The following is a 17,458-nucleotide window of genomic DNA, read 5'->3' as shown; positions in this document are numbered from 1 at the left end:
AAGCCCGTTCGGCCCACCGGGGGTCCGGGAACCCCAGGTGGGAGGAGGTCCGGGCTCAGACCTGGGCGTGGTGCTCGACCAGGTCGCGCAGCGCGCGGGCGTCCGCGATCGCCTGCGCCTGGCCGACCCCGGACTGGATGCCGACCGCGGCGAGCGAGGTGCCGTCGGCGAGGTCGAGGGTCGCCCACGGGTCGCCCTGGCGGAAGTTGACCCGGACGATCTCGGCCCAGGCGAGCCGACGGCGGCGGACGAAGTTGACCACCGTCACGCCCTCCGCGTCGGCGCTCACCCTGGGGCGGGCCAGCATCAGGCCGACGGCGGCGAACAGGACGCCGCTGGCCGTCATCATGATCCGGTCGTTGAGCTGCCAGTTCTCCGGGAGCAGCACGGCCATCGCGGAGAACAGCACCACCAGCAGCACGCAGACCGGCAGCAGCACGGCGCGGGTGCGGCGCGGCGCCCAGGTGACGGGGAACTCGACGGGCGGCGTGGACACGGGGGATCTCCGGGGGTGGTTCTGGTGACGGCAGCACGTGGGGCGGGGACGCGGTCGGCGTCCCCGCCCCATTGAACCGTTCTTTACCCGTGGACCGGTGAGCAGGTCACCCGGGCGAGCGGGTCAGAGGCGGCAGGCGTGGATGTTGGTGACCAGGATGGCCCGGGCGCCGATGCTCCACAGGTCGTCCATGATCTGCTGGGCCTCCTTGCGGAGCACCATCGAACGCACCGCGACCCAGCCCTCGGTGTGCAGCGGCGAGACGGTCGGCGACTCCAGGCCCGGGGTGAGCGCGACGGCGGCGCTGACCTTCTCGGCGCGGATGTCGTAGTCCATCAGCACGTAGCGGCGGGCCACCAGCACGCCCTGGAGGCGGCGCAGGAACTGCTCCACCCGCGCGTCCTCGCCCGCGCCCTTGGGCCGGATCACCACGGCGTCGGAGACCAGGATCGGCTCGCCGAACACCTCCAGGCCCGCGTTGCGCAGGCTGGTACCGGTCTCCACCACGTCGGCGATCACGTCGGCGACACCCAGCTGCACCGCGGTCTCGACCGCGCCGTCCAGCTTGGTGACCGTCGCCTTCACGCCGTGGTCGGCCAGGTGCTGCTCGACCAGGCCGGTGTAGGAGGTGGCGATCCGCAGGCCCTCCAGGCCCTTGACGTCCTCGACCGTCACGCCCTCGGGACGGGCGAAGCGGAAGGTCGACCCGGAGAAGCCGAGGGCGAGCACCTCCTCGGCGTTGGAGTGCGAGTCCAGCAGGAGGTCGCGGCCGGTGATGCCGACGTCGAGGCGGCCGGAGCCGACGTAGACGGCGATGTCACGCGGGCGGAGGAAGAAGAACTCCACCTCGTTGTTCGGGTCGACGAGGACGAGCTCCTTGGGGTCCTTCCGCTGGCGGTAGCCGGCCTCATGGAGCATCTCCGCCGCGGGACCCGAGAGAGAACCCTTGTTGGGGACGGCGATGCGCAGCATGGGAGGTTGCTTCCTTACCTGTAGGGAGGATGGGCGTGCTCGGGAGAGCGGGGTGTCTAGAGGTACTTGTAGACGTCGTCGAGCGTCAGCCCGCGGGCGATCATCATCACCTGAAGGTGGTACAGGAGCTGGGAGATCTCCTCCGCCGTCTGCTCGTCCGACTGGAACTCGGCGGCCATCCAGACCTCGGCGGCCTCCTCGACGACCTTCTTGCCGATCGCATGGACGCCCTGCTGGACGAGCTGCGCGGTACGGGAGGACGAGGGGTCGCCGGTGGCGGCCTTCTGCTGGAGCTCGGCGAAGAGCTCCTCGAATGTCTTCGAAGCCATGATGGGGCCACCTTACGGCGTGCGGACGGACAGACGGTAAACGGTCCCGGAGCGTGGACGGTCCGGTGGACTTCCGCGCTCCGGGACCGTACGGGCGTCGTCAGAGCGCGGCGCGCAGCACCACGGCGGTGGCGACGGCGGCGGTGACGGCCTCGTGGCCCTTGTCCTCGGCGGAGCCCGGCAGGCCCGCCCGGTCGATCGCCTGCTCCTCGTTGTCGCAGGTCAGCACACCGAAGCCGACCGGGACGCCGGTGTCGACGCTGACCTGGGTGAGGCCGGCGGTGGCCGCCTGGCAGACGTAGTCGAAGTGCGGGGTGCCGCCGCGGATCACCACGCCGAGGGCCACCACGGCGTCGTAGCCGCGCTCGGCGAGACGCTTGGCGGCGACCGGCAGCTCGAAGGTGCCGGGTACCCGCAGCACGGTCGACTCGGTGACGCCCAGCTCCTTGAGCGCGCGGTGGGCGCCGTCCAGCAGTCCGTTCATCACCTTGTCGTGCCACTGGGCGGCGACGACGGCGACCTTGAGGTCGGCGGCGCCGTCGATGGTCAGCTCAGGGGCTCCGTGGCCGCTCATGCGCTTTTCCTACTTCCCGTTTGTCTCTGATGGGGGTGCTTCAGGTACTTCAGGTGCTTCAGCAGCTTCAGGAGCCGAGGCCGGGCAGGTCGTGGCCCATCCGGTCGCGCTTGGTGCGCAGGTAGCGCAGGTTGTGCTCGCCAGGAGCGATCTCGACCGCTTCGCGCCCCGTGACCTTGAGCCCGTGCTCGGTGAGCGCGGTCAGCTTCTGCGGGTTGTTGGTGAGCAGGGTGAGCGAGCGGACGCCGAGGTCCACCAGCATCTGGGCCGCGATGCTGTAGTCGCGGGCGTCGGCGGGCAGGCCGAGGTCCAGGTTGGCGTCGACGGTGTCCCGCCCCTGCTCCTGGAGCTCGTACGCGCGCAGCTTGTGGGCCAGGCCGATCCCCCGCCCCTCGTGGCCGCGCAGGTACAGCACCACGCCGCGCCCGGCCTCGGCGACCCGCTGCAGCGAGGCCTCCAGCTGCGGGCCGCAGTCGCAGCGCAGCGAGCCGAAGACGTCACCGGTCAGGCACTCGGAGTGGACCCGCACCAGGACGTCCTCGCCGTCCGGCAGCCGGCCCTCCGCGTCCAGGCCGCCGGCCACCAGCGCGAGGTGCTCGACGCCGTCGATGGTGCCCCGGTAGCCGACGGCGGTGAACTCCCCGTGCGCGGTGGGCAGGGCGGTGGCGGCGGCCCGGTCGACGTGCAGCTCGGTGCGGCGGCGGTAGGCGATCAGGTCCTCGATGGAGATGATCGCGAGGCCGTGCTCGCGGGCGAAGGCGACCAGCTCGGGCAGCCGGGCCATGGTGCCGTCGTCGTTGACCACCTCGGCGATCGCGCCGGCCGGCGGCAGCCCGGCGAGCCGGGCCAGGTCGACGGCGGCCTCGGTGTGGCCGGGGCGGACCAGCACGCCGCCCTCGACGGCGCGCAGCGGGAAGACGTGCCCGGGGCGGGTGAGGTCGCCGGGCTCGGTGCCGGGCGAGGACAGCAGCCGTACGGTGCGGGCGCGGTCGGCGGCGGAGATGCCGGTGTCGACCCCCTCCCGGGCGTCCACCGAGACGGTGTACGCGGTGCCCTTGCGGTCCTCGTTGACCTGGGTCATCGGTGGGAGCTTGAGGCGGTCCAGCTCCTCGCCGGTCATCGGGGCGCAGATCACGCCGGAGCTGTAGCGGATGGTGAAGGCCATCAGCTCGGGGGTCGCGGCGGACGCGGCGAAGACGATGTCGCCCTCGTTCTCGCGGTCCTCGTCGTCGACCACGACCACGGCCCGGCCGAGCGCGATGTCGGCGATCGCCCGCTCGACCGGGTCGAGGACGAGCTCGGGTTCGGTGGCGCCGCTGCTGGGCTGGTTCTCGGTCATACCGTGGCTCCCTGCGGGACGGTGGCGGACTTGGCGCGCGGCTCACGGGTGCTCAGCCACCAGGAACGCAGGCCGAGCAGCACCAGGACGAAGTAGACGGAGTACGTGAGGCCGGAGAAGGTGTAGCCGCTGTTGAAGGCGAACGGCACGCCGACCGCGTCGACCGCGATCCAGGCGAACCAGAACTCCACCCAGCCGCGGGCCTGGGCGACCATCGCGGCCAGCGTGCCGACGAAGATGTAGGCGTCCGACCAGGGGCTCCAGGAGAGGCTGGGGAAGGACGTGAAGAGCAGGGCGAGCGCCACCGTGCCGGCCGCGGTGCCCGCCGCCAGCACGATCCGCTCGGGCCAACGAGCGAACCGTACGGCGATCGTGCCGCCGTCGCGGCGGCCCCGCCGCCACTGCGCCCAGCCCCAGGAGGCGGTGGCGATCACGATCAGCTGCTTGCCGATCAGGCCGGGGACGTGGCCGCCGAGGTAGGCGGTGATCAGCACCGCGCCGGACAGCAGCTGGACGGGCCAGCTCCAGACCGAACGGCGCCAGCCGAGCGCGAGCCCGCCGAAGCCGAGGATGTTGCCGAACATGTCGGCCCACTTGACGTGTTCGCCGAGGACGGTGAACGCCTCGCCGCTGAGCCAGCTCACTCGGACTCCCCCGGGGTCGCGTCGATCGACAGGTCGGGCAGGTTCGGCAGGGTGCGGGACTCCAGCAGGCGCTCGACGTACTTCGCGAGCACGTCCACCTCCAGGTTGACGCCCTCCCCGACGGCCTTGGCGCCGAGCGTGGTCAGCGCGAGGGTGGTCGGGATGAGGCTGACGGTGAAGCTGTCCCTGGCGGCCTCCACCACGGTGAGGCTGACGCCGTCGACCGTGATCGAGCCCTTCTCCACCAGGTAGCGGGAGATCGTGTCGGGCAGCGAGAACCGCAGCACCTCCCAGCGCAGGTTGCCCTCCGCGTCGCGCTCCCCGGGCTCACGGCTCAACAGCCGCCCGGTGCCGTCGACATGACCCTGGACCAGGTGACCGCCCAGCCGGGCGCCGAGCGCCATCGCGCGCTCCAGATTGACCCGGGAGCCGGATGCCAGCTCGCCGAGGCTGGAGCGGTGCAGCGTCTCCGCCATCACGTCGGCGCTGAACTCGCCGGTTCCGGCGGCCAGTTCCTCCGGGCTGTCGACAACGGTCAGGCACACGCCGTTGACCGCGATGGAGTCGCCGTGACGGGCACCCGTACAGACCACCGGGCCGCGCAGACGGATGCGCGAGGAGTCGCCGATCTCCTCGATCGACACGACCTCGCCGAGCTCTTCGATGATGCCGGTGAACACCCGGGTTCTCCTCGCGCTTGGGGCGCGGACTCCGGGGCGGCAGGGGAGATGACACGGACGGGCACCGGCACGCGGACCCGCGGCACGACCCGTCGCCGGGGATGCCGAGGCCACCGGGAGATCGCTCGCCCGGCACGGGAGACACCGCTCCCACCACACACCTGACCGAGGTCCGGGAGGCAGTCGCCTGCCACTGGACCACGGGTACTGCTCTTCGTCCGCCCGCGCACGCCTCCCATCCGGACTTTAACCGTCGGTCCAGGAATTTCACCTGGTCAACCGGCCGCTGGCTGCGGACGGGTCGCGGACTGTAACCGCCGGTTCGGATTTTCACCGACCCCGGAGTGCGCTGAACGTCACTGCTTGATGCCGTCATTGTGCCACGGTCCGCGCAAGGCCGGGGAGAGCCTCCGGCTGTGGTCTGTTTCACGGACTTGCGGGGAATGCGCGGCCGTGTGCCACCCGCGCCGCCGCCCGGGGCGGGGGGTGGTGGCCATGGGCTTCAGGGCACGGTGGGGGCGGTCATCGACGTGAAGTGGGTGACCTCCGGGGGGTGGGCGAGGTAGCTCAGCTCGCCCTCCGACCAGACCGGCCGGATCCGCCACATCGGCCCCGCGTACCCGCGCAGGGCCTCCTCGTCGCGCCAGCGGCTCACCACCAGCACCCGGCGCCCGTCCTCGGACACCGAGCGCAGCAGCTCGCCGCCGAAGCAGCCCTCGGTCCGCCCGAGCTGCGGGATCACCTGGGCGGCCAGGTGCGCACAGAACTCCTCGATGCGATCGGCCGTGACCTGCCCGGCCCAGATTCTGACGATCACGACCACCACCTCCGGCTGCGGCTGCCGTCCCGGGTCCCGCCGGCTCCTGGCCCCAGTCGTCCCCGGCCGGTGGTCCCTGGCCCCATTATGAGCGGAAAACCGCTGGTGGGGAGGGGTGTGGCCGGGATTTCACAGAGGGGCTCCGGGGGTGCCGGGACAGGGTCCGCCGAGCGGCCTCGGCTACATTCCCGGTATGACGACCACACCGGAATCTGTCGCTTTGTCAACCACCGCGCCGGACCGGCCGGGCAGCCTGTTCGACGCCCTCCACGCGGGCGCGCTCAGCGATCCCGCCCAGTTGCGCGAGATCTACGAGCAGCCCGGCGACCATGCGCGCCGCAAGCAGGTCGACCGCCTGCACGAGGTCGCCCAGCGCCTGATCGCCTGCTCCTCGCTGGTGTTCGTGGCCAGCTCGGACGCCGCCGGGCGCTGCGACGTCTCTCCGCGCGGCGGACCGGCCGGGCTGGTCTCGGTGCTCGACGAGTACACCCTGGCCATTCCGGACGCCACCGGCAACAAGCGGTTGGACACCCTGCACAACATCCTGGAGACCGGCCGGGTCGGACTGCTCTTCGTCGTCCCGGGCCGGGACGCCACGCTGCGGGTCAACGGGCGGGCCTGCGTCTCCACCGACCCCGAGCTGCTGCGGCAGCTGACCGCCGTCGGCAAACCGCCGCGCAGCGCGATCGTGGTCGCCGTCGAGGAGGTGTACGGGCACTGCCCGAAGGCCTTCCTGCGCTCCTCGGCGTGGAAGCCGGAGAACTGGCTCGCCGAGGACGCGCAGCCGAGCTCGGCGGAGGTCACGCTCTCGCACCTGCGGGACGAGTCGCTGACCGTGGAGATGATCGAGCAGAACGAGCGGGAGGCGCTGCTGTACCGGTACGAGTGAGGTCGGCGGCACGGTGGCGCCGCGCTCCCGCTTCGCGGGGCCCGGCGGGCGGGGGGTCGGCCATGCGCCGGCCGGCCACCCGTGGGGATCGGCCACCCGCCGGGCCCGCGCGTTCAGGCGGCCTTGGAAGCGTCCACCACGGTCGAGCCGTCGGCGGCCCGCTGGACGGCGTCAACGCCCTTGTGCGCGGCCTCCTTGCTGGCGTAGCCCTGGCCGGTGGCGACGATGCCGCCGTTGCCCGCCTTGAGCCGGAACCGGTACTTGCCACCGGAGTCCTGGTAGACCTCGAACTTGCCCGGCATCCGGGCCACCTCCTCGTGGGGCGCGCGGTACGCCCGCTGATCGGCCCCCGGCAGCACCGTGTGCCCGACGCCGGGCGGCCGCACCCGGGCGGCGCCCGGACGGGTGAAGCCGGGTTCACCGGCGTTCGCGGGGGTGCCGGGACGGCCGCCGGTGGTTTGAATGGGCGGATGGACTGCGTCTTCTGTGCGGTGGTGGCGGGCGAGGAGCCGGCGCACCAGGTGCTGGACGACGAGGTGGCGGTGGCCTTCCTGGACCGTCGGCCGCTGTTCCCCGGGCACGTCCTGGTCGTACCGCGCGCCCACCACGTGACGCTGGCCGACCTGCCGGCCGCCGAGGTCGGACCGTTCTTCCTGCGGGTGCAGCGGGTGGCGACGGCCGTCGAGCACGGGCTGGGCGCGGCGGGCAGCTTCGTGGCGGCGAACAACCGGATCAGCCAGTCGGTGCCGCACCTGCACGTCCACGTGGTGCCGCGCAATCCGCAGGACGGGCTGCGCGGGTTCTTCTGGCCGCGGCGGCGGTATCCGGACGAGGCGGGGGCGGCGGAGGTCGCGGCCCGGCTGCGGGCGGCGCTGGCGGACTGAAGGGGGTGCTGGGCACACCGGGGCGTACCTCTGCGGTCGCATCGGCGGGGGTCGATATCGTTTTCCGGGCGGACGATCCGGTCCGTAGGGGGCACCTAGGCTCACCGGCATGAACGAACTCGCCTGCCTCGTGCAGCAGACGGCCGACCGGCTCGCGGGCCGGCACGTCGGTGTGGTGGTCGCCGGACTGGCCGGCGGCGACGTGGAGATCCGCGGTGCCGGGCGGACCGGTCCCGGCGGTGGGGTGCCCGGACCGCACACGCTGTTCGAAATAGGTTCCGTCACCAAGGTGTTCACCTCGCTCGTGCTCGCGCGACTGGCCCTCGACGGTGCGGTCCGGCTGGACGATCCGCTCGCCGAGGTGCTCACCGGGGCGGCCGGCGGGCGCGCCGTCGTACCGGCCAAGGGCCCGCAGCCGATCACCCTGCGGCACCTCGCCACCCACACCTCGGGGCTCCCCCGGCTGCCCCGGGGCATGGTGGTGCAGTCGCTGATGTCACCCAACAGGCCCGATCCGTACGCCGATTGCACTGCCGAGCGGGTGCTCGACGGGCTCGCCCGGACCCGGCTGCGGGCCGTGCCCGGGCGCGGCTTCCGCTACTCCAACCTCGGCGCGGGGCTGCTCGGCCTGGCCCTCGCGCAGCGGTCCGGCATCGGGTACGAGGAGCTGGTGGCGCGCGAGGTCTGCGCGCCGCTCGGCCTGGTGGACACCTGCGTGCGATCGGACCCGGAGCAGTCCGCGCGGCTGGCACACGGGCACACGCCGGGCGGCCGGCCGGTGCCGTACTGGAACCTCGCGGCCGTGCCCGGCATGGGCGGGCTCCGGTCGACCGCCGCCGACCTGGTGGTGTTCCTGCGGGCCCAACTGGCCACCGGACGCGAGCCGGACGCGCCGCTGTCGCCCGCGATCGCCCTCACCCGGGAGACCCGCCACCGGGTCAACCCGTTCGCCTGGACGCACCTGGGCTGGCTCGGCCACCGGCTGCACACCCAGCAGGGCGGACACCTCCAGATCTGGCACAACGGGGGGACGGGCGGGTTCAGTTCGTTCACGGCCTTCGACCCGGAGAAGCAGGTCGGCGTGGTGGTGCTGGCCAATACCCGCCGGTCGGCCGATCCGGCGGGCACGGCGCTGCTGCGCAGGCTGCAGAACGGGTTCGCGGCGTCGGGGTGAGGGGCCGCCGTTCCCCTGCGGCCGGTGGTTTCGGCCCGAATGCGGCGAATATGCCGATCGGCACTGTTGGCGGGCGCGGCAAGGAGTCGATCCTGGGCATCCGACGATGGCGGCTCCCCCGGGGGCCGCGGAGCGGAAGGAGCTCGGCATGACGGTTGTGCTGCTGCCCGGGCGGGCGTTGCCGCCCGGCCCGGGAGGCGTCCGCCCCGTTCGTACTCACCCCCGTGGCGGGCGGTCCCGGCCGGGGCGCGATGATGAAGGGGTCGTTTCGGGCCAAAAAGTGCCGATTGGCACTGTCGCCAAGGGCGACGGGCGGTCGATGCTGGGGGTCCGGCAGTCGCGGTTCCGCAGGGGAAGTCCGCCGAGTGAAAGGGGGCCGACGTGGCGGTGACATGGTCGCCGACGCGGGCGCGGTCGGCGGGTTCGACCGGGGCGGTCGACCCGGCCGGTGCGGCCGGTGGGCTCGGCCCGGTGGTGCGGGTGCACCGGCGCTTCCGGCCGCTGTCCTGGCCGGCGCGGGTCTGGTTGCACTCCTGCGGGGTGTCCGTCTCCGTGGCGGTCTGTCTGGCGCTCGGTGAGTGGTGGCCCGCGCCCGTGCTGGCCGCCGCGGCGGTGGTGGCGGTGAGCGGGTACGAGCGGCTGCGGCCGGCACCCGGGCTGCGGTCCGTGCGGGTCCACGAAGGCGGGCTGGTGCTGGTCGCGGCGGACGGCGGCGAGGAGCCGCTGCCCTGGCGTGCGATCGAGGCCACCGAGTACTCCCCCGGGGGGCCGCGCGGGGTGCACGAGCACGGGCGAATATGGCCGGCGGGCGCGGGCGAGCCGCTGGTGCTGGCACACCTGCGCGGGCTGGACAGGCTGTTCCGGGAGCTGGAGGAGCGCCTCTCCCCCGGGCTCCGGGCCGCACTGCACGAGACGCTGCGCACCGAGGGGAGCGTCCGCTTCGTACGGGGGCGGCTGACGGTGACGGTCGGCGGGCTGGCGCACCGGCCGACGCACCCGCTCGCCGCGACGGAGGCCTACCGGTGGACGGAGCTGCGCTCGGCCCGGGCGTCCGGCCTCGGCGAGTTGGAGATCCGGACGCACTCGGCCGGTCTCCCGCTCACCTTCCCGGTGCCCAACGCCCGTGCGGCCGCGGGCTTCCTGGAGGACCTCCGGACGGCTTCCGTCGGGTGACCGCCCTCGGCGGCCGCCCGCCCGAGCCGGCCCGAACCCCTCAAAAAAAAGCCGACCCCTAGGGGGTATCACGCACCCTTCCCGGAAGGGATCAGTACGCCGCTGAGTGGACGTCAGCTCCCTTTCCCCCGACCTACTGTCGCCGCTATGAGCCGACTCCGCACGACCGCCGCCGCGGCAGCCCTGCTGCTCGCTCTGCCGCTGTCCGTCGCCGCTGCCGCGCCCGCCCTGGCCGCGCCGCCCATCGCCACTGACTCCGCCACCACCGCTCCGGCCGACTCGACCACCCCGGCCGCCGCCCAGGTCGAACTCCCGCGTCCGACCGGGCCGTACGCGGTCGGGCAGGAGGTCCTGCACCTGGTGGACCAGAACCGTCCGGACCCGTGGGTGCCCTCCGCCGGCCCGCGCCGGCTGATGGTCTCGATGTACTACCCCGCGCACGCCGGGACGGGCACCCCCGCCCCGTACATGACGCCCGCCGCCGCCCGGGCCATGCTGGACTGGAAAATGCCGCACAACACCATCCCGACCGAGGCGGTGTCCGGCACCCGGACCTGGGCGGAGTCCGGGGCGCGACCGCAGGGCGGCCACTACCCGCTGGTGGTCCTGTCGCCCGGCTTCACCATGCCGCGCGCCACGCTCAGCAGCCTCGCCGAGGACCTGACCAGCCACGGCTACGTCGTCGCGGTGATCGACCACACCTACGAGAACACCGGGACCACCTTCCCCGACGGGCAGACGCTCCCCTGTGAGGCGTGCGGGAAGGTCATCGGCGACGACGGCGCGGCGCGCCTGGAGGCGGGCCGGGCGAAGGACGTCTCCTTCGTCATCGACCAGCTGACCGACCGCCCGCACCCGGCCTGGCGCTACGCCCGGCTGATCGACCGCGACCGGATCGGCATGGCCGGGCACTCCGCCGGCGGCGCCTCCACCGTCCCGGCCCTGCTCACCGACGACCGGATCCGGGCCGGGGTGAACATGGACGGCACCATGCACTACCTGGTGCCCGAGTCCGGCCTCAACGGCAAGCCGTTCATGATGATCGGCCACCCGTTGCCCGGCGGAGGCGAGGACGCGACCTGGCTCACGAGCTGGGCCCGGCTGGACGGCTGGAAGCGTTTCCTGACCGTCGACGGCAGCGACCACAGCAGCTTCACCGACTACCCGGTCTTCTACGACGGGCTCGGCATCCCCAAGGGCCCGTACACCACCATCGGGGGCCAGCGGGCCGTCGCCCTCACCCGGCAGTACGTCGGGGCGTTCTTCGACCTCCAGTTGAAGGGCATCCCGCAGCCGCTGCTCGACGGGCCGAGCGCCGCCAACCCGGAGGTGCGGTTCACCCCCTGACGGCCGGCCCCGAACGACAGCGGTCCCCGGGGCGGGGCCGTCGGCAGAGCGCCGACGGCCCCGTCGGCGTGCGGGCCGACGGCCAACCGGGCAGCGCCGTCGAAGCCCGGCCCCCAGCGAGACGCCGAAGGTCGAACCAGCCGACTTTCCGCGCACGGCCGGGTGAGGAGCCTCGGAGCAGCGCTGCCGAGGACAACCGGCGGTCCGGGAGCGGAGGAGGGAACCCGCCGACGCTTCGCACGGCACCTGTCCGCAGCCGCGCCACCGCCGCCCGCCCGGAGAGGCGGCAGGGTGCGACGTGGGACGTCGGCTCGGGCGGCTGGTGGTGGGTGGGCGGGTGGGGGTTGCGGGACAGCTGCACCGGCTGGGGCCGCGTGCGAAGATGGCAGGGCTGGTGGGAACGATCTCCGGACGGTTTCTGGGACGGTTCTCTGGCCATGGTGAACGACTACGCGCAGCGCGCGGGGCAGCCGCGGCAGGACGCCTTGCTGATGGTGCCGATCGCCACGGCGCTGATCGACGCCGACGGGCGGATCCTGCACTGGAGCAGTGACGCGGAGGCGTTGCTCGGGCACCGTGCGCAGGAGGCGGTGGGGGCGCGGGCGGCGACGCTGCTGACCTCCGACGAGCACCGGCCGGAGGTGCTCCAGCTGTTCCGGCAGATCCTGGCGGGCCGGCCCTGGTCCGGGGTGTTCCCGGTGCGCCACCGGGACGGGCACCTGGTGAATCTGGAGTTCCGCACCCATCCGATCCGCGGCCCCGGCGGCGCCCCGATGGTGCTGGCGGTCGCCTCCGAGGTGACCACGCTGCGCGGGCTCCAGGCGGACCTGGCGGTCCTCGACGGGTTCTTCACCCAGTCCCCGGTCGGTCTGGCGGTCTTCGACACCGACCTGCGCTTCGTCCGGCTGAACGAGGCGCTGGCCCGGACGAACGGGCTGACCGCCGAGCAGCACCTGGGCCACCGGCTCACCGAGGTGCTGCCGGGGATCAACGGCGCCGAGTCCGAGGAGGTGATGCGCCAGGTGTTGGCGAGCGGCGAGCCGGTGGTGGACACCCGCTCGCACGGCCGCACTCCCGGGGACCCGCACGAGGACCGGGCCTGGTCGGCGTCGTACTTCCGGCTGGAGGACCGCAGCGGCCGGGTGCTCGGGGTGAGCGCCACGGTCGTCGACATCACCGAGCGGTCCCGCGCCGACGCGCGGGCGGCCCGCGCCCAGGAGCGGCTGTCCCTGCTGGTCGACGCGACCGCCTCGATCGGCACCACGCTGGACCTGCGGCAGACCGCCCGGGAGCTGACCGACGCGATGGTGCCCAGGGTCGCCGACATCAGCGCGGTGTTCGGGCTGGAGGTGCTGGTGGCCGGCCGGAGCGTCGAGCCGCCCGCGCCGGACGCCCCGCTGCTGGTGCGCCGCCTCGCGATCGCCAGCGCCGACCCGCTCTACCCGGCCGAGTCAGTGCCGGTGGACGCCGTGTACGAGCTGCCGCCGGACTCCCCGTACGCCCGGGCGCTGACCGGCGGGCGGACGGTGGTGGTGCCGCCCTGGGAGCTGCCGATGCCGGGCGAGAGCCTCGACGAGGGGCACCGCCAGGCCTACCTCGGCGACCGGCCGCGCTCGGTGCGGATCACCCCACTGGTGGCGCGCGGCACGACGCTCGGCATGGTGGTGTACTCGCGGCGCGGCGCGCGGGAGTCCTTCGCGGCGGCCGACATCACGCTCGGCGACGAGTTGTCCTCGCGCGCCGCCGTCGCGATCGACAACGCCCGGCTGTACCTGCGCCAGCACCAGACCGTGCTGGCCCGGCAGCACGCGCTGCGTGAGGCGAAGGCCGCCCAGGAGCGCCTGGCGCTGGTCAACGTGGCCTCCGCCCGGATCGGCACCACACTCGATCTCGCCCAGACCGCCCAGGAGTTGGCCGAGGTGGCGACGCCCCGGCTGGCCGACACGGTGGTGGTGGAGGTGCTGGAGGAGTTGGTCCGCGGCGAGCGCGAGGCGACCGCCCCGGCGGACGGCTCGGCGTTGCTGCGGCGGATGGCCTTCCACTCGGTGCCCGGCTCGACGATGTCGCCGATCGCCCGCACCGGCAACCTGCACCGCTTCCTGCCCGGTTCGCCGTACGCGTGGTGCCTGGCGCACCGCAAGCCCGTGCTGGTGCCGCGGATGGACGAGGAGGGAATGGCCTGGTTCGCCGACGACCCGGTGCGCAGGGCCGCCGCGCGGGAGCAGAACGTGCTGTCGTTCATGGTGGTCCCGCTGATCGCGCGCGGCACCCCGGTCGGCGTGGCGGGCTTCTACCGCACCCTGGTCGAGCGCCCGTACGAGGACGACGACGTGGCGCTGGCCGGGGAGTTGGCGGTGCGGGCGGCCGTCTCGATCGACAACGCGCTGCTGTTCACCCGCGAACGCGACGCGGCCGCCGCCCGGCAGCGGGCGCTGGACGAGGCCTGTGCCGCCCAGCAGCGGCTGTCGCTGCTGAACGAGGCCAGCAACCGGATCGGCACCACGCTCGATCTGCACCGCACCGCCCGGGAGTTGGTGGAGGTGGTGATCCCGCGTTTCGCCGACTTCGTCACCGTGGACCTGCGCGAGGCGGTGCTCAGCGGCGAGGAGCCCGGGCCGGTCCCGGCGAAGGGCCCGGTGCTGATGCGGGCGGTGGCGGTCGGCGACACCGATTCGGACGGCGGCATGCACGAGGCGGCCGACCAGGTGGGCGAGACCTCGCAGTCGGCCGAGCTGTACGCGCAGAGCCTGCACACCCGGCACTCGATGCTGGTCGCCGAGGTGACCGAGGAGGAGCTGAGCCGGATCGTCGCCTCCCCCGACCGGGTGCAGCCGAGCCTGGACGCCGGGGTGCACTCGTACCTGATGGTGCCGCTGGTGGCGCGCGGGCAGGTGCTGGGCGGCGCGGAGTTCGTCCGCACCCGCAACCCGGCGCCGTTCGGGCCGGCGGACCGGTCACTGGCCGAGGAGCTGGCCGCCCGCACCGCGCTGGCGATCGACAACGGCCGGCTCTACCGCCGCGAGCGGGACACCGCGCTCACCCTCCAGCGCAGTCTGCTGCCGCAGGAGGTGCACCGCACGCTCGGGCTGGACCTGGCCTACCGCTATCTGCCCAGCAGCGTGGTCAGCGAGGTCGGCGGCGACTGGTTCGACGTGGTGCCGCTGTCCTCCGGGCGGGTCGCGCTGATCGTCGGCGACGTGATGGGCCATGGCATCAGGGCTGCCGCGACCATGGGGCAACTCCGCACAGTGGCAAGGACACTGATCACCCTGGACCTGGACCCGGCACGGGTGCTCTACCGGCTGGACGAGGCGACCGCAACGGTCGGCGAGGGCCAGTTCGCCACCTGTGTCTGCGTGGTGTACGACCCGGTGGACCGCCGCTGCACCGCGGCCGGCGCCGGGCACCTGCCGCCCGTGGTCGCCGACACCGAGGGGCGGGCGCACCTGGTCGAGCTGCCGTCCGGCACGCCGCTGGGAGTCGGCGGATTCGCCTTCGAGAGCACCGAGTTCACCCTCCCCGAGGAGGGCATCCTGACGCTCTACACGGACGGACTGGTCGAGCGCCGGGGCCAGGACCTCGACGAGGGGCTGCGGTTGCTGTGCCGGACCGTCGCCGACCGGCGCGGCTCGCTGGAGCAGACCTGCGACGCCGTCCTGAGCCGGCTCACCGAGCGCACCAGCGAGGACGACATCGCCGTCATCATGGCCCAGGCCCACCCCCGGGGCACGGACCGGATCGCCACCCTGCCGCTCACCGGCGACCACGCGATGGTCGCCCACTCGCGCCGCTTCACCCGCGAGACGCTGGCCGCCTGGGGGCTCGACGCGCTCGCCGACTGGGCCGAGCTGCTCACCAGCGAGCTGATCACCAACGCCCTGGTGCACGCCGGATCGCCCACCCAGCTGCGGCTGTACTGCAACCGGGTGCTCACCGTCGAGGTCGCCGACCAGGAGTACGAGGTACCGCGGATCCGCCACGCCCACAGCGAGGACGAGGGCGGGCGCGGCATCCACCTGGTCAACGAGCTCGCGCACCGCTGGGGCAGCCGCCGGACCAAGGACGGCAAGGTGGTCTGGTTCGAGCTGGAACTGCCCCCGGGGACCGCACCGGCTGCATGAACAACGGACGGTTGTCGGACTGCCGCCGCGGCTGTTGGCCCGGCGGCCCACCCCGGCGGTTACCTGGTGCCACGGCGGGACGGCCCCGCCCGAACGGACCGAAGGAGCCACCGTGCAGCACCCCGACGCCCGCACCGTCGTCACCGACTACGTCACCCTCCTCGCGGCGGGCGAGCGCGAGGCCGCGATCGCCCTGTTCGCCGAGGACGCCACCTGGAGCTACCCGGGCGACCTCGCGCTCTCCCGCACCTGGCGGGGCAAGCAGGAGATCTTCGGCGACTTCCTCGGCCGGATCGGCGCCCTCTTCGCCGCCGACGGCCTGCCCGTCATCACCCTCACCCATGTCCTCGCCGACGGCCCGCAGGCGGTGGCCGAGTGGACCACCGTCGGCACGGCCGCCAACGGCGCCGCGTACGAGAACCACTGCCTGGGGGTGTTCACGGTGACGGACGGCCTGATCACCGCCGTCCGCGAGTACCTGGACACCGACCACGTCGCACGGACCCTGCTGGCCTGAGCCTCGCTCCGCCGGCCGGTGGCACGGGCGCCCGTCCGCAGCCCGACGAGGTCCGGGCCCACCCCGCCACCGGTTGATCCTTCGCGCCCGGTCCGGCGGCAGCAGGTCGACGTCGCCGAACTCGTGCCACAGGTAGCGGTGTCGCACCGCCTCGCGGTAGCAGACCGTCAGCAGTGCCTCCGTCCAGCCCCGGGCCTCCTGGACGGCGCCGTCCGCAGCGGCGGCCGACTCCCGGGCACGGACCACGGTGGTGCCGACGGCGATCCCCCGGCCGCCCTCGGCCCGGACGTGTCCCACCAGGCGGGCGGTGGCGGCCGGGACCTGGAAGCGTTCGGCGTACGGGCCTCGTGGACCTCCGGCGAGGCCACCCCGGTGTGCAGGGTGACCGGCGCGAGGAGCACGCCCCGACCGGCCGGGCCACCACCTCGGGGCTGAACGGGCGTGCGGCGCTGGGCATTTCGCTGCTTCCGGGGACGGCCCCGAAGACCGTCCGGCAGGCCTCGATCGGCCAGTCGCGGTCCGTGCAGCCGTACCGGATCGCCCGGCCGTTCAGCTCCAGGTAGCAGGCGGGGCGGCGGGCGTCGCGGCGGGCGAGACGGCCGGCGTCGCGGCCAGGTCCTCGGCGCGGTAGCGGCCGGAGGGGACGCGGTCGCGCAGCAGGCCGAGCAGCCGGGGCGCGATCTCCTCGGGCCGCGGCTCGCCGGAGATGTCCTCGTCGGGGCCGGCCTCCTGCAGCATCCGGGTGCGCATGCTGCCCGGGTCGACCGCCCAGACGCTCAACTCCGGCTCTTCCCGGGCGAGTACGGCGGTGGCGTAGTCGAGCGCCGCCTTGCTGGCGCCGTAGCCACCCCAGCCGAGGTAGGGCACCACGGCGGCTTCCGAGCTGATGTTCAGGACGGCGCCGGCGTGGGCGCGCAGCTGCGGGAGGACGAGCTGGGTGAGCGCGATCGGGGCGAGGGCGTTGACCTCGAAGGTCTCCAGCAGGGCGGGCAGCGGGATGTCGGCGATCCGGGGCAGCGGTTCGGCCGTGACGTCGTCGGTACCGTTGAGGGTGCCGGCGTTGTTCACGAGGAGACTCGCGCCGCCGAGCCCGGCGGCTGCCTCGACGAGGTGGGCGCGGTGGTCGTCGTCGGTGATCGTGCCGGGCAGTGCGACGACCTTGGTGACGGTGGCCAGCCGCGCCTCGGCGGCGGCGAGTTCGGCGGCGCCGCGGGCGGTGATCACCAGCTGCCAGCCCTCGGCGGCCAGGGCGTGCGCGAGGGCCAGACCGAGGCCGCGGGAGGAGCCGGTGACGACGGCGACGGGGGCGGTGGGCTGTGCTGCGTTCATACCCCCACGATCGCGCCGCGGAGTCGGGCGGCGGATCGGCCACCGGGCGGGGGACCCCGTCGTTCGTTGGGCCTAGGGCCAATACCAGTGACTTAAGGTTCTGAGCCTTGTAGAGCCTTGGTCGGTGGGTTGGTGGGAGCGGTGCGGTAGTGCGGGGCGATGCTGACGGCTTC

The 17,458-nt window shown here is 73.5% G+C and carries 18 protein-coding genes, 1 pseudogene and 1 riboswitch; of the genes and pseudogenes, 8 read left to right on the top strand and 11 right to left on the bottom strand.

Annotation, left to right across the window (positions count from 1 at the left end):
• Nucleotides 1-55: 55 nt before the first annotated feature.
• The 8 genes from ACIRRH_RS34035 to ACIRRH_RS34000 all read right to left on the bottom strand — a co-directional run bounded on the left by ACIRRH_RS34035 (nt 56) and on the right by ACIRRH_RS34000 (nt 5,851).
• The gene (locus ACIRRH_RS34035; protein WP_403075153.1) at nt 56-496 is read right to left on the bottom strand and encodes a PH domain-containing protein; all 441 of its coding nucleotides are present in this window, start codon (nt 494-496) and stop codon (nt 56-58) included.
• 123 nt (nt 497-619) lie between these two features.
• Nucleotides 620-1,468, bottom strand: a complete 849-nt coding sequence (hisG, locus tag ACIRRH_RS34030; RefSeq protein WP_224274149.1) for an ATP phosphoribosyltransferase — start codon at nt 1,466-1,468, stop codon at nt 620-622.
• A gap of 56 nt (nt 1,469-1,524) precedes the next feature.
• Nucleotides 1,525-1,797, bottom strand: a complete 273-nt coding sequence (locus ACIRRH_RS34025) for a phosphoribosyl-ATP diphosphatase (protein ID WP_097238956.1) — start codon at nt 1,795-1,797, stop codon at nt 1,525-1,527.
• A gap of 100 nt (nt 1,798-1,897) precedes the next feature.
• Nucleotides 1,898-2,371 carry a 6,7-dimethyl-8-ribityllumazine synthase gene (gene ribH, locus ACIRRH_RS34020; RefSeq protein WP_224274151.1) on the bottom strand — a complete coding sequence of 158 codons (474 nt, stop codon included), beginning with the start codon at nt 2,369-2,371 and terminating at the stop codon, nt 1,898-1,900.
• A 67-nt stretch (nt 2,372-2,438) separates the two neighbouring features.
• Nucleotides 2,439-3,710 (bottom strand): bifunctional 3,4-dihydroxy-2-butanone-4-phosphate synthase/GTP cyclohydrolase II, encoded by a 1,272-nt coding sequence (locus tag ACIRRH_RS34015; RefSeq protein WP_403075150.1) that lies wholly within the window; start codon nt 3,708-3,710, stop codon nt 2,439-2,441.
• Nucleotides 3,707-4,294, bottom strand: coding sequence for a nicotinamide riboside transporter PnuC (locus ACIRRH_RS34010; protein WP_403075343.1), 588 nt, complete (start codon nt 4,292-4,294; stop codon nt 3,707-3,709). Before ACIRRH_RS34010 ends, ACIRRH_RS34015 begins: the two co-directional genes overlap by 4 nt.
• 56 nt (nt 4,295-4,350) lie before the next feature.
• Entirely contained in the window at nt 4,351-5,034 is a 684-nt protein-coding gene (locus ACIRRH_RS34005) for a riboflavin synthase (RefSeq protein WP_403075148.1), read from the bottom strand.
• Nucleotides 5,035-5,257: 223 nt separating this feature from the next.
• Nucleotides 5,258-5,385, bottom strand: a riboswitch (FMN riboswitch).
• Between the two features lie 151 nt (nt 5,386-5,536).
• Nucleotides 5,537-5,851 carry an antibiotic biosynthesis monooxygenase family protein gene (locus ACIRRH_RS34000; RefSeq protein WP_403075145.1) on the bottom strand — a complete coding sequence of 105 codons (315 nt, stop codon included), beginning with the start codon at nt 5,849-5,851 and terminating at the stop codon, nt 5,537-5,539.
• 193 nt (nt 5,852-6,044) lie between these two features.
• On the opposite strand from ACIRRH_RS34000, the gene ACIRRH_RS33995 reads away from it, so the two are divergent.
• Nucleotides 6,045-6,740, top strand: a complete 696-nt coding sequence (locus ACIRRH_RS33995) for an MSMEG_1061 family FMN-dependent PPOX-type flavoprotein (protein WP_403075142.1) — start codon at nt 6,045-6,047, stop codon at nt 6,738-6,740.
• Between the two features lie 113 nt (nt 6,741-6,853).
• Here the strand turns inward: ACIRRH_RS33995 and ACIRRH_RS33990 are convergent, their stop codons facing one another.
• The gene (locus tag ACIRRH_RS33990; protein WP_403075140.1) at nt 6,854-7,042 is read right to left on the bottom strand and encodes a YegP family protein; all 189 of its coding nucleotides are present in this window, start codon (nt 7,040-7,042) and stop codon (nt 6,854-6,856) included.
• Between the two features lie 168 nt (nt 7,043-7,210).
• On the opposite strand from ACIRRH_RS33990, the gene ACIRRH_RS33985 reads away from it, so the two are divergent.
• The 6 genes from ACIRRH_RS33985 to ACIRRH_RS33960 all read left to right on the top strand — a co-directional run bounded on the left by ACIRRH_RS33985 (nt 7,211) and on the right by ACIRRH_RS33960 (nt 15,956).
• A complete protein-coding gene (locus ACIRRH_RS33985; protein ID WP_403075138.1) occupies nt 7,211-7,624 on the top strand; it encodes an HIT family protein in 414 nt (137 codons plus the stop codon).
• Nucleotides 7,625-7,733: 109 nt separating this feature from the next.
• On the top strand, nt 7,734-8,798 hold the full coding sequence (locus tag ACIRRH_RS33980) for a serine hydrolase domain-containing protein (RefSeq protein ID WP_403075136.1): 1,065 nt from the start codon (nt 7,734-7,736) through the stop codon (nt 8,796-8,798).
• A gap of 381 nt (nt 8,799-9,179) precedes the next feature.
• Entirely contained in the window at nt 9,180-9,971 is a 792-nt protein-coding gene (locus tag ACIRRH_RS33975; protein ID WP_403075133.1) for a hypothetical protein, read from the top strand.
• Nucleotides 9,972-10,118: 147 nt separating this feature from the next.
• Nucleotides 10,119-11,318: an alpha/beta hydrolase family protein gene (locus ACIRRH_RS33970; protein ID WP_403075131.1), complete on the top strand. Its 1,200-nt coding sequence runs from the start codon at nt 10,119-10,121 to the stop codon at nt 11,316-11,318.
• Between the two features lie 437 nt (nt 11,319-11,755).
• Entirely contained in the window at nt 11,756-15,439 is a 3,684-nt protein-coding gene (locus ACIRRH_RS33965) for a SpoIIE family protein phosphatase (protein ID WP_403075130.1), read from the top strand.
• Nucleotides 15,440-15,551: 112 nt separating this feature from the next.
• Nucleotides 15,552-15,956: a nuclear transport factor 2 family protein gene (locus ACIRRH_RS33960; protein WP_403075128.1), complete on the top strand. Its 405-nt coding sequence runs from the start codon at nt 15,552-15,554 to the stop codon at nt 15,954-15,956.
• A gap of 228 nt (nt 15,957-16,184) precedes the next feature.
• Here the strand turns inward: ACIRRH_RS33960 and ACIRRH_RS33955 are convergent.
• Nucleotides 16,185-16,253, bottom strand: a pseudogene (locus tag ACIRRH_RS33955) (hypothetical protein); the annotation flags it as partial.
• A 77-nt stretch (nt 16,254-16,330) separates the two neighbouring features.
• Between ACIRRH_RS33955 and ACIRRH_RS33950 the strand changes: the two are divergent.
• On the top strand, nt 16,331-16,519 hold the full coding sequence (locus tag ACIRRH_RS33950; protein ID WP_403075125.1) for a hypothetical protein: 189 nt from the start codon (nt 16,331-16,333) through the stop codon (nt 16,517-16,519).
• On the opposite strand, the gene ACIRRH_RS33945 is transcribed toward ACIRRH_RS33950, so the two are convergent.
• Nucleotides 16,506-17,285 carry an SDR family NAD(P)-dependent oxidoreductase gene (locus tag ACIRRH_RS33945; RefSeq protein WP_403075122.1) on the bottom strand — a complete coding sequence of 260 codons (780 nt, stop codon included), beginning with the start codon at nt 17,283-17,285 and terminating at the stop codon, nt 16,506-16,508. The genes ACIRRH_RS33950 and ACIRRH_RS33945 overlap by 14 nt on opposite strands.
• Between the last annotated feature and the right edge of the window lie 173 nt (nt 17,286-17,458).

Source organism: Kitasatospora sp. NPDC101235, from assembly GCF_044767505.1.
GTDB lineage: Bacteria > Actinomycetota > Actinomycetes > Streptomycetales > Streptomycetaceae > Kitasatospora.
Note: the sequence above shows the minus strand (reverse complement) of the source record. Positions and strands in the feature narration are given on the sequence as shown.